At 71.7% G+C, this 11,113-nt stretch carries 11 protein-coding genes and 1 pseudogene; 11 read left to right on the forward strand and 1 reads right to left on the reverse strand.

What is annotated here, in order from left to right; translation table 11 throughout:
- The 6 genes from dacB to folE all read left to right on the forward strand — a co-directional run.
- The coding region (dacB, locus tag E7Z54_RS05925; RefSeq protein WP_136432085.1) for a D-alanyl-D-alanine carboxypeptidase/D-alanyl-D-alanine endopeptidase at positions 1-932 on the forward strand (932 nt) is incomplete at its 5' end.
- 181 nt (positions 933-1,113) lie between these two features.
- Entirely contained in the window at positions 1,114-2,163 is a 1,050-nt protein-coding gene (locus tag E7Z54_RS05930) for a zinc-dependent metalloprotease (RefSeq protein WP_240769538.1), read from the forward strand.
- Positions 2,163-3,143, forward strand: a complete 981-nt coding sequence (tilS, locus tag E7Z54_RS05935; protein ID WP_136432086.1) for a tRNA lysidine(34) synthetase TilS — start codon at positions 2,163-2,165, stop codon at positions 3,141-3,143. Before E7Z54_RS05930 ends, tilS begins: the two co-directional genes overlap by 1 nt.
- Before the next feature lie 5 nt (positions 3,144-3,148).
- Positions 3,149-3,700 (forward strand): hypoxanthine phosphoribosyltransferase, encoded by a 552-nt coding sequence (gene hpt, locus E7Z54_RS05940; protein ID WP_136432087.1) that lies wholly within the window; start codon positions 3,149-3,151, stop codon positions 3,698-3,700.
- Between the two features lie 155 nt (positions 3,701-3,855).
- Positions 3,856-5,934, forward strand: coding sequence for an ATP-dependent zinc metalloprotease FtsH (gene ftsH / locus E7Z54_RS05945; protein WP_136432088.1), 2,079 nt, complete (start codon positions 3,856-3,858; stop codon positions 5,932-5,934).
- 6 nt (positions 5,935-5,940) lie between these two features.
- Positions 5,941-6,558: a GTP cyclohydrolase I FolE gene (folE, locus tag E7Z54_RS05950; RefSeq protein WP_136432089.1), complete on the forward strand. Its 618-nt coding sequence runs from the start codon at positions 5,941-5,943 to the stop codon at positions 6,556-6,558.
- A gap of 9 nt (positions 6,559-6,567) precedes the next feature.
- On the opposite strand, the gene E7Z54_RS23710 is transcribed toward folE, so the two are convergent.
- On the reverse strand, positions 6,568-8,142 hold the full coding sequence (locus tag E7Z54_RS23710) for a glycosyltransferase family 2 protein (RefSeq protein WP_136432090.1): 1,575 nt from the start codon (positions 8,140-8,142) through the stop codon (positions 6,568-6,570).
- Positions 8,143-8,228: 86 nt separating this feature from the next.
- On the opposite strand from E7Z54_RS23710, the gene folP reads away from it, so the two are divergent.
- From folP to E7Z54_RS05980, 5 genes and pseudogenes are all read left to right on the forward strand, one after another.
- Complete coding sequence (folP, locus tag E7Z54_RS05960; protein ID WP_240769539.1) at positions 8,229-9,095, forward strand: dihydropteroate synthase; 867 nt, start codon at positions 8,229-8,231, stop codon at positions 9,093-9,095.
- Positions 9,092-9,526, forward strand: a complete 435-nt coding sequence (gene folB, locus E7Z54_RS05965; protein ID WP_136432091.1) for a dihydroneopterin aldolase — start codon at positions 9,092-9,094, stop codon at positions 9,524-9,526. Before folP ends, folB begins: the two co-directional genes overlap by 4 nt.
- Positions 9,523-10,092: a 2-amino-4-hydroxy-6-hydroxymethyldihydropteridine diphosphokinase gene (gene folK / locus E7Z54_RS05970; protein WP_136432092.1), complete on the forward strand. Its 570-nt coding sequence runs from the start codon at positions 9,523-9,525 to the stop codon at positions 10,090-10,092. The genes folB and folK overlap by 4 nt, the downstream gene beginning before the upstream one ends.
- A complete protein-coding gene (locus E7Z54_RS05975; RefSeq protein ID WP_240769540.1) occupies positions 10,089-10,610 on the forward strand; it encodes a DUF3180 family protein in 522 nt (173 codons plus the stop codon). The genes folK and E7Z54_RS05975 overlap by 4 nt, the downstream gene beginning before the upstream one ends.
- A 98-nt stretch (positions 10,611-10,708) precedes the next feature.
- Positions 10,709-11,113, forward strand: a pseudogene (locus E7Z54_RS05980) (hypothetical protein); the annotation flags it as partial.

Raw genomic sequence — 11,113 nt, forward strand, 5'->3', positions numbered from 1 at the left:
GTCCCGAGGAGGGTGGCCCGAGCGCGACGTACCAGCCCCAGGGCGGCGACGTCGCCACGCTCGCGCGGCGGTCTGCCCGGGCGCTGGCCCAGCAGGGCGTCCGCCGCGTCCGGCTGGCGTACGACGACTCGCTCTTCACCGGCCCGCAGGCGCACCCGACGTGGGAGGCCGACTACATCCCGGACGACGTGGTCACCCCGATCACCTCCCTCTGGGTCGACCAGGGCCGCGAGCCGGGGAGCTTCGACCGGGTCGCCGACCCGGCCGCCACCGCCGCGCTGGAGTTCCGCCACGCTTTGGCCCGCAACGGCATCCGGGTCGTCGGTCGGACGCTGCGGGGCGCGGCGCCCGCAGGTGCGACGAGGGTCGGCAGGGTCTCCAGCCCGAACGTGGCCCAGATCGTGCAGCGGGTCCTCGAGTCCAGCGACAACGAGGCTGCCGAGGTGCTGCTGCGACACGTCGGGCTCGCCGACCAGGGGGACGGCTCGTTCACCGGCGGGCAGGTCGCCGTCGAGCGGGTGCTCACCGCCAACGGGATCAAGCTCGCCGGCACCGTGCTCTACGACGGCAGCGGGCTCTCCCGCGCCAACCGGATCGCGCCGTCGCTGCTGCTGGGCGTGCTGCGGCTGGCGGCGTCCCCGGAGCACCCGGCCCTGCGGCCGGTGCTGTCGAGTCTGCCCGTCGCCGGGTTCACCGGATCGCTCACCAACCGGATGGACCGTGCGCCGTCCGAGGGGCGCGGCCGGGTCCGGGCGAAGACCGGCACGCTGACCGGCGTCACCTCGCTCGCCGGCATCGCGGTCGACCTCGACGGCAACCTGATGGCGTTCGCGCTGCTCGCTGATCGGGTCCGCAAGCCGCGAGAGGGTCTGGCCCGCGTCGCGATGGACAACGCCGCCGCGAGCCTGGGTGCCTGTCACTGCGGTCGGTGAGCGATGCAGGTTTCTCAAGGTATGCAGGCGAACCCACGGTTCCCAGGGCGTATACGCCCGGGGAAGTGCCGGTTCGGCTGCATACCTTGAGAAACCTGCGCCCGCCCGACCTGCGCCCGCCCACCGGCCACACCCCCGCTCGCCACGGCCCCCCATTGGGGCCACGCCCTAGGCTTCCCGCATGACCGACCCGACCGCCGAGCTGCCCGCGATGATCGACTGGGGGCTCGCCGTCGCGCTCGGCTCCCGCATCGCGGGGGAGGGCCCGGTCGTCAGTCCGACCGAGGCGGCGGACGCGGTCGCCGAGCTCCGCGCGGGGGCCGACCGCTCGACTGGACTGGTTCGCGACTTCACCGGGCTCGACGCCCCCGAGGGCACGGCGCCGATCCTCGTCGTGGACCGTCCGGGCTGGGTGCAGGCCAACGCCGAGGGGTTCGCGGTGGCCACCCGCCCGATGGTCGAGAAGATCCTGGAGGCCAAGAAGCCCAGCGGCATCGGGATGAGGGTCGGCTCGAAGATCACCGGTGCCGAGGTCGGCGGTCTGCTGGGCTTCCTCGCGAGCAAGGTGCTCGGACAGTTCGACCCGTTCCACGAGCCGCACGGCCGGCTGCTTCTCGTGGCACCGAACATCGTCCACGTCGAGCGTGAGCTCCATGTCGACCCGCACGACTTCCGCCTCTGGGTCTGTCTCCACGAGGAGACCCATCGGGTGCAGTTCACGGCCGTGCCGTGGATGCGCGAGCACCTGTTCTCGGAGATCCAGGCGATCGCCGACTCGGTCGAGCCCACGACGCTGCTCGAAGGAGGGGTCGAGCGGATCGTCGAGGCGATCAAGGAGGGCCGCAGGGGCGGCAGCATCATCGACATGTTCAGCACGCCGGAGCAGCGCCAGGTCATCGACCGGGTCACCGGGATGATGTCCCTGCTCGAGGGGCACGCCGACGTGGTGATGGACGACGTCGGTCCGACGGTCATCCCGAGCGTCGCTGAGATCAGGAAGAAGTTCACCAAGCGCCGGCAGGGCGTCGGCACCCTGGACCGGATCCTGCGCCGGCTGCTGGGCCTCGAGGCCAAGCTGGCGCAGTACCGCGACGGCGCGCTGTTCGTCCGCGCCGTGGTCGACAAGGTGGGCATGGAGGAGTTCAACGCCGTCTGGGCCGGCCCGGAGAACCTCCCCAGCAAGGCAGAGCTGAGCGACCCCGAGGGCTGGGTCCGGCGCGTCCTGGGCTGATGGGCCTCCACCCCGCCGTCGCCGTCGTCCGTCAGGGCGTTCGCCGATCGCTGCGGTTCGCAGAGCCCGGCATGACGCTGCTGGTCGCCTGCTCGGGCGGCGCCGACTCGATGGCGCTCCTCAGCGCGACGCTCTTCGAGGGACACAAGGCCGGGCTCCGGGTGGTCGGAGCGACCGTGGACCACGGCCTGCAGGACGGGTCCGGGGAGCACGCGGCCCGCGTCGTGGCCCAGATGGCGTCGCTCGGTGCCGACGAGACCGCCTCCTCCCGGGTCCAGGTGGATCCCGCCGGGCTGGGGCCTGAGGCCGCCGCGCGCCGGGCGCGGTACGCCGTGCTGGAGCAGCTCCGCGCGCACTTCGGCGCCGAGCGCGTGCTGCTCGGGCACACGCGTGACGACCAGGCGGAGACCGTGCTGCTGGGCCTGACCCGGGGGTCGGGCGCCCGAAGCCTGGCCGGGATGCGCCGCTCCTTCGACCACTACGACCGGCCGCTGCTCGACGTGGCGCGGGCCGACACCGTGGCGGCGTGCCTGGCCGAGGGCATCGAGTTCTGGGACGACCCGCACAACAGCGACCCCGGCTTCACCCGGGTCCGAGTACGGCAGCGGGTGCTGCCGGTGCTGGAGGCCGAGCTGGGCCCCGGGATCGCCGCGACACTCGCCCGGACCGCCGACCAGGTCCGGGACGACGTCGAGGCGCTCGACCAGATCGCGCAGGCGTGGCACGACGAGCTCGTCACGGCCGAGGGCGTTCCGCTGCTCGCCCTCCACGACCTCCCCCGAGCGGTCGCCACGCGTGTCCTGCGCCTGGCGGCGCTAGCGGCCGGCGCCCGCGACGCGGAGCTGTTCCACGTCCACGTCACCGCCCTGCACCAGCTCGCGCAAGGCGCAACCAGCGGCGAGGTGCAGCTCCCCGGCCACGTCACGGCGTACCGCGACCGCTCCCACCTCCGGTTCCGGCCGACCGCTGTGTCATCCTGACGCGCATGGACGCAGCAGACGTCAGGGACGACTTGGTCGAGGTGCTGTTCACCGAGGAGCAGATCCAGGCGCGAATCGCGGAGATGGCCAAGGAGATCGACCGCGACTACGACGGCCTGGACCTCGTCATCGTCGGGGTGCTCCGCGGGGCGGTGATGGTCATGGCCGACCTGTCCCGCGCGCTCGAGACGCACGTCGAGATGGACTGGATGGCCGTGTCGTCGTACGGCTCCGGCACGAAGTCCTCCGGTGTGGTGCGGATCCTCAAGGACCTCGACGCCGACATCAGCGGTCGCCACGTGCTGATCGTCGACGAGATAATCGACACCGGCCTCACCCTGTCCTGGCTCACCTCCAACCTCAGCTCCCGTGGGCCGGCCAGCGTCGAGATCGCGACCCTGCTCCGCAAGCCGGACGCGGTCCAGATGCCGATCCGTGCCAAGTACGTCGGCTGGGACATCCCGAACGAGTTCGTCGTGGGCTACGGCCTGGACTACCGCGAGCGCTACCGCAACCTGCGTGACATCGGGACGCTCTCCCCGGCCGTCTACAGCTGACCCGCCGAGCGGGCCGGAACCCCGGAACCCTCTCGCACGTTTGACAGGGGTGGCCGACGAAGGCAGTGCCGGTTCACCATGGACCGGAGAGAATGCCTAGGTAGGCGACGTGTACCGTCGTCTGTCCGAATGCAACTGTGGGAGCGGGTAAGTCAGTGAAGCGCGTTTTCAGGGGGCCCTGGGTCTGGATCGCTGTGGCGGTCGTCGCCGTCGTCCTAGCCCTCCAGCTCCTCGCGCCGGGCGGCGGGTACGACGAGGTTCCGACCTCCCAGATGGCGAAGTACATCGACAAGGGCGAGGTCAAGGAGATCACCTTCATCGACCGCGAGCAGGCGATCGAGGCGACGCTCGACAGCGGGACCCGCGACGCCGGCGACAAGGTGATGAGCCACTACATCCAGGGTCAGCAGGAGGGCCTGATCGAGGCCGTCGACCGGCAGCTCGCCTCCGGTGGCATCGAGAAGTCGAACTCCGAGAACCCGCAGCCAAGCCTGCTCGGCTCGATCCTCGCCACGCTGCTCCCGTTCGCCCTGATCGTCCTGCTCTTCATCTTCCTCATGAACAACGTGCAGGGCGGCGGCAAGGGCGTCATGCAGTTCGGCAAGTCCAAGGCGAAGATGATCACCAAGGACATGCCCAAGACGACCTTCTCCGACGTCGCCGGCTGCGACGAGGCGATCGAGGAGCTCGGCGAGATCAAGGAGTTCCTCGCCGAGCCCGCCAAGTTCCAGGCGGTCGGCGCCAAGATCCCGAAGGGCGTGCTGCTCTACGGCCCTCCCGGCACCGGAAAGACGCTGCTCGCCCGCGCAGTCGCCGGCGAGGCCGGCGTGCCGTTCTACTCCATCTCCGGCTCGGACTTCGTCGAGATGTTCGTCGGCGTCGGCGCCTCCCGCGTCCGCGACCTGTTCGAGCAGGCCAAGGAGAACGCTCCGGCCATCGTCTTCATCGACGAGATCGACGCCGTCGGCCGGCACCGCGGCGCCGGCATGGGTGGTGGCCACGACGAGCGCGAGCAGACGCTCAACCAGCTCCTCGTCGAGATGGACGGCTTCGACGTCCGCGGCGGGGTCATCCTCATCGCCGCCACGAACCGCCCGGACGTGCTCGACCCGGCGCTGCTGCGCCCGGGCCGGTTCGACCGCCAGATCGGCGTCGACGCGCCCGACCTCGCCGGTCGCAAGCGGATCCTCGAGGTGCACTCGCGGGGCAAGCCGCTCGGCCCGGACGTGGACCTGATGGCCGTGGCCCGTCGTACGCCGGGGTTCTCCGGCGCCGATCTGGCCAACGTGCTCAACGAGGCCGCGCTGCTGACCGCCCGCAGCAACCAGAAGCTGATCACCAACTACATGCTGGACGAGGCGATCGACCGCGTCATCGCCGGCCCGCAGCGCCACTCCCGACTGATGACGGAGACGGAGAAGCTGATCACCGCCTACCACGAGGGCGGTCACGCCCTCGTCGCCGCGGCGCTGCCGGGTACCGACCCGGTGCACAAGATCACGATCCTCCCGCGCGGTCGTGCACTCGGCTACACGATGGTGTTGCCGGACGAGGACAAGTACTCCCAGACCCGCTCGGAGATGCTCGACAAGCTCGCCTACATGCTCGGCGGCCGCGCCGCGGAGGAGATGGTCTTCCACGACCCGACCACCGGCGCCGGCAACGACATCGAGAAGGCCACCAGCCTGGCCCGCGCGATGGTGACCCAGTACGGCATGACCGAGCGCCTCGGCGCGATCAAGCTCGGGGAGTCCAACGCCGAGCCGTTCCTGGGTCGTGACATCGGGCACTCGCGCAACTACTCCGAGGACGTCGCCGCGATCATCGACGAGGAGACCAAGAACTTCCTCACCGCTGCCCACCAGGAGGCGTTCGACATCCTCGTGGAGAACCGCGACGTGCTCGACGCGCTGGTCCTGGCGCTCCTCGACAAGGAGACGCTCGACAAGGAGGAGGTGGCCGAGGTCTTCACGGCCCTGCGGCTTCGCCCTGAGCGTCCTGCGTGGACGGGCTCCCCGACGCGGATCCCCTCTGACATCCCGCCGGTGGAGATCCCCGAAGAGATCCGCAGGCGGGCCCGGGTCAACGGTGCCCTCAACGGCACCGAGCCCGAGGGCGATCGCGACAGCGGCCAGATCCTGACCCCGCCGGGTCCGGGCGGTGACGTGTACGGCGGGTCGCCGGTCGCGCCGCCGACCGACCCGCAGCCCCCGCAGCCGACCACCGGGAGCTGACCTGTGATGGCCGACCCGATCTTCACTCCGCAGAGGGAGCCCGAGGACGTGCCGCCGTACGACCACGAGCGTGCGGAGGCCGCCGTCCGCGAGCTGCTGATCGCGATCGGAGAGGACCCCGAGCGCGAGGGTCTCCAGCAGACCCCGGCGCGGGTCGCGCGCGCGTACGCCGAGCTGACCGCCGGCATGCGGATGCGACCCGAGGACGTGCTCACCACGACCTTCGACATCGGCCACGACGAGATGGTCCTGGTCCGCGACATCGAGCTGTGGTCGATGTGCGAGCACCATCTGGTGCCGTTCACCGGTGTCGCCCACGTCGGTTACATCCCCGCCGAGAGCGGCAAGATCACCGGGCTGTCCAAGCTGGCGCGCCTGGTCGACCTCTACGCCAAGCGGCCGCAGGTCCAGGAGCGGCTCACGACGCAGATCGCGGACTCGCTCATGGAGCTCCTCGAGGCCCGCGGCGTGATCGTGGTGATCGAGGCCGAGCACCTCTGCATGACGATGCGCGGCGTGCGGAAGGCCGGAGCCCGGACGATCACGTCCGCCGTCCGAGGCCTCATGCACCGCTCGGCCACCCGCTCCGAGGCGATGGCGCTCATCCACAGCCCTCGCCACTGAGCACCACCGTCAGCGTCCCCTCCCGAGCCGGCGCCGGCCGCCTCCACGCGCCCTCACGGCCGGCTCGCCCTCCGTGGGCAGCATCCGCAGCACGAGGTGCTCCTTCTCGGTCACCCTGGCGGACAGCGGCCGACCCGCGCCCAGGACGTCCGGAGCCAGGGTCGTCCGGACCCGCTTCACGGCCTTGCGACCCTCCAGCACGCCGACAGCGTGCACGACGTACGGTCCAGGGGGCAGCGGGGTGCCTGCGGCGGCGCGGGCCGGGTCCAGTCGTGCGGTGAAGGTGCCGACCGGCCGCAGGGTGCCGTCGGCGGCGGCCGCGGCGCGCACCACGGTGTCCGTGGGGAGCTCCCAGGCGGCGTACGACGACTTGTGGCGGAGCACCAGGCTCAACCGGGCGTCCTCGAGATCCGGCGCGGCAGGAAGGCCGAGCCCGTCCAGTGCGGCCCTCAGGGCCGGCGAGAACGCACGCACCAGTCCTTGGGGCTCCCTGCGCAGCTCGATGCCCGAGCTCTCCGCTCCTTGCCACTGCACCGTGCCGGAGAGCGTGAGCGCCCCTTCGGCCCAGGCGGCGTCGGTGATCGTCACCAGCGGCGGGGCTCCGTCGCCGTCGACCAGGTACTCGGTGGCCTCGTCGACGTGGCCCGCCCGGAAGAGCGTGAGCGCGATCCGGGTCCGGGTCGGCATCTGCGCGTCCAGCTCCGGCGGGACGACCGTGGCCAGCAGGCGGCTGACGTGCTCGATGATCGCGGCGCGCTCCGGGCCGCCCGCCCGGGCCAGCCGCTGCCCGATCTGGGAGGCCAGGCGTACTCCTGCGTTGTGCACCAGCAGCTCGTCCCGAAGCGGCGCCCGCTCCACGGCCGACACGTGCTCGAGGAGCTTGTCGAGGTAGGCCCAGTACTCGGCGTCACCGCTGTAGTCGAGCTTCGAGCCGTCGGCCGGTGCCGAGCTGTTCTCACCGGTGTCCCGCCAGTGGTAGAAGGCGACGGAGCTGAGCACGGCGACCTTCGGGTCGTGCCGGATGACGTCGACGTTGAAGAACAGGTCCTCCCAGAGATGGCGCGGCGCCTCCGGGAACCGGATGTCGTGGTCCAGCAGGAAGCGGCGCCGGTAGAGCTTGTGCGGCGTCATCGGCAGCAGGCCCCGCAGCGGCAGCTCGCTCGCGTCGTCGAGGTCGGCGGCGAACGTGGCCAGTCCCCAGCGAGGCTGGCGGGTCCGCACCTCCTTGGCGTTCACCACGTCCGCACCACTGGCAGCACCCAGCGCGTAGGCCGCACGCAGCGAGTCGGGATAGAGCTGGTCGTCGTGGTCCATGAAGAGGACGAACTCGCCGTCCGCCTCGGTGATCCCGACGTTGCGGGGGCGGCTCGGCCAGCCCGACGGGGCGATGCGCACGGCCCGGAAGTGCGGCCGTGTCGCGCAGATCGCCCGAGCCCGGTCGAAGGTGTCGTCCGGCGAGCCGTCGTCGACGAGCAGGACCTCGAAGTCCTCCCGCGGCAGGGTCTGGGCGTCCAGGGAGGCCACGGCGTCGTCGAGACCCGGTCCCGACCGGTAGGTCGGGATCACCACGGAGACCTTCGGCACGCCCGGAGTTTAGGCGCTGCGTCGGACGAAGCCTTGAACGCCGGTGGCCGGGCTGGACACCTGTGGCGGTCGGTAGGGTTTCGCGCATGACGTCCCGGCCGCTGGTGATGGGGGTCGTCAACGTCACGCCCGACTCCTTCTCCGACGGCGGGCAGCACGCCGACCCCGAGAGTGCGGTCGCGCACGGCCGGCGGCTGCTCGCGGACGGTGCCGACATCCTCGACGTCGGTGGCGAGTCCACCCGGCCGGGTGCCACCAGGCCGCTGGTGGGCGAGGAGCTGGACCGGGTCGTGCCGGTCATCGAGGCGTTGGCCGCCGACGGTGCCCTGCTCTCGGTCGACACCATGCGCGCCGAGGTCGCGGCCCGGGCGGTCGCCGCCGGGGCCCGGATCGTCAACGACGTCTCCGGCGGCCTCGCCGACCCCGAGATCCTCGACGTCGTCGCGGAGACCGGTGCGACCTACGTGGCGATGCACTGGCGCGCGCACAGCCACCACATGCAGGAGTTCGCCGAGTACGACGCCCAGGGGGGCGTGGTCCCCGCGGTCCGCGCCGAGCTGGCGGACCGGGTCGCCGCGATCCGCGCCGCTGGCATCGCCGACGACCGGATCGTGCTCGACCCCGGCCTGGGCTTCGCCAAGCACGCTCACCACAACTGGGAGCTCCTCCGCCGGCTCGACGTGCTGGCCGAACTCGGGTTCCCGCTGCTCGTCGGCGCCAGCCGGAAGACGTTCCTGGGGCGGCTGCTGGTGGACGCGGGTGGCGCGCCGCGGCCGGTCGAAGGCCGCGAGGCCGCGAGCGTGGCCGTGACGACCCTGCTCGGCGTCGGCGCCGGCCGTGCGCCGGTCTGGTGCGTGCGCGTCCACGATGTGCGCGCCCACCGCGACGCGCTCGCGGTTGCGGCACAGTGGGCGGTCCCGACCGCTGACTCGGAGGCGAGGGACATCCTGTGACGAACGACCACACGCCGGAGCGCGGGCTCGACGAGCTGCGGATCCTCGGCATCGAGTGCTTCGCCCACCACGGCGTCTTCGACCACGAGCGTCGCGACGGGCAGACCTTCGTCATCGACCTGGCGCTCGGCGTGGACACCCGCCCCGCGGCGGCCTCGGACGACTTGCGTGACACGGTGGACTACGGAAGCCTGGTTGACCATGTCGTGGATGAGGTTTCCAGGGACCCGGTCGACCTGATCGAGACCCTCGCGCAGAGGATCGCGGACGCCTGTCTGTTGGACCGTCGTGTTGAATGGGCGCGAGTGACCGTGCACAAGCCGAACGCGCCGATCCAGACGCCGTTCGCCGATGTGGAGCTCACCATCACCCGCCGCCGCGAAGTGGCCGCGCCGGGTGACCGAACCGGAAAGGCAGAGGGCCAAGGATGACCGAGACCCCCAATCCGAACATCATCGACGCGGACACGCTCACCGGCGAGATGCGACCGATCCGCCGTGTGGTGATCGGTCTCGGATCCAACCTCGGCGAACGGTTCGGCAACCTGCAGGGCGCTGTCGATGCGCTGGCCGACACTCCCAACGTGTGGGTCACCGGCGTCTCACCGGTCTACGAGAGCCAGCCGCTCGACTGTCCGCCGGACTCCAGCACGTTCCTCAACGCCGTCGTGCTCGCCGACACCACACTGTCGGCGCACCGGCTGCTGGACCGCGCGCTGGCCGTCGAGGACGCCTTCGACCGCCTGCGCAGCGACGTCAAGAACGCGCCACGAACCCTCGACGTCGACCTGATCGCGGTCGGGGACCGACGCAGCGACACCGACGTGCTCAAGCTGCCCCACCCCCAGGCCCACGAGCGCGCCTTCGTGCTGCAGCCGTGGTTCGACCTCGAGCCGGACGCGGAGTTCCCCGGGATGGGACCGGTCGCCGAGCTGCTGGCCAAGGTCGGCACCGAGGGGCTCGTGCGGCGCGACGACCTGGTCCTCGAGTTCGAGTGAGCCGCGAGGGCCCCGCTCAGGAGCCCGACCCGCCGGAGGAGCCGGAACCGACCTCCTCCGGCTCGCTGCGACCGACGCCGCCGCTCAGCCTGGTGGGCTGGGCGGTGGTCGGCCTGGTCGTCGGCTGGGCGGTGCATCCCGTCTGCGAGCGGCTGGGCGTCGTACCGCCGCTGGTGTCGGTGGCACAGCCGCTGGCGCTGCTGCTGCTCGCCGCGATCCTCGGGTACGTCGCGTGGGCGACCCATCGCACCGTGCAGGTACGACGCGGACTGCTCCGGCCGCACCAGGCGGTCAACCGGCTGGTGCTCGCCCGCGCGTGCGCGCTGGTCGCGGCGCTGGTGGCGGGGGGCTACCTCGGCTACGGGCTGACCTGGATCGACGACCCCGCGCCCCTGGCGGAAGCGCGGATGGTCCGCTCGTTCATCGCCTCGGCGTGCGCGGCGGCCGCGGCGGTCGCGGCGCTGCTGCTGGAGCGGGCCTGCCGGGTCCGCGACGACGACGGAGCCCCATCGGCCTGACGCGAGGCCGCGCCGACGGAGACCCCTGGGGCAAATGTTGCCTCTGTGACTAGCGTGTCACGTCCGTGTCACCCCCTCCGGGGACATAACGTGAGTTCATGACTTCCCCAGTCGGCAACCGCCGCCGTCAACGGTCGACCCGCCTCGTGGTGGCCGTGCTCCTGATCGTGCTCGCGGCGGCCACCGTCGCGGGCACTGCCGTGACCGGCTCCTGGCTGTTGGTCACGGTCGCCGCTGCCGCCGCTGTCGTGCTCGGCGCGGTCGCCACCAAGATCACCCACTCCGAGCTGCTGGCCTCCCGCCGCGAGGCCGCGACCGACCGGGCCGAGCAGGCGAAGGCCTACGCCGGGCTGACCGAGGCTCGCACCGCGGAGAACGTCGAGTTCGCCGCGGACATGACCGGCAAGGTCGCCAAGCGCGACGCGACCATCGCGCGCCTGGAGAAGCGGCTGGGCGACGCCGCGGCCGAGCTCGCCGACGCCCGACGGGAGCTGGCCGTCGCC

Origin of the sequence: Nocardioides sp. (genome assembly GCF_004803405.1) — a bacterium.
GTDB classification, from domain to species: Bacteria; Actinomycetota; Actinomycetes; order Propionibacteriales; family Nocardioidaceae; genus Nocardioides; species Nocardioides vastitatis.

Coding starts and splice junctions, on each gene's coding strand:
- E7Z54_RS05930 (WP_240769538.1), top strand. CDS start 1,114: ATGACCGACCCGACCGCCGAGCTGCCCGCGATGATCGACTGGGGGCTC.
- tilS (WP_136432086.1), top strand. CDS start 2,163: ATGGGCCTCCACCCCGCCGTCGCCGTCGTCCGTCAGGGCGTTCGCCGA.
- hpt (WP_136432087.1), top strand. CDS start 3,149: ATGGACGCAGCAGACGTCAGGGACGACTTGGTCGAGGTGCTGTTCACC.
- folE (WP_136432089.1), top strand. CDS start 5,941: ATGGCCGACCCGATCTTCACTCCGCAGAGGGAGCCCGAGGACGTGCCG.
- folP (WP_240769539.1), top strand. CDS start 8,229: ATGACGTCCCGGCCGCTGGTGATGGGGGTCGTCAACGTCACGCCCGAC.
- folK (WP_136432092.1), top strand. CDS start 9,523: ATGACCGAGACCCCCAATCCGAACATCATCGACGCGGACACGCTCACC.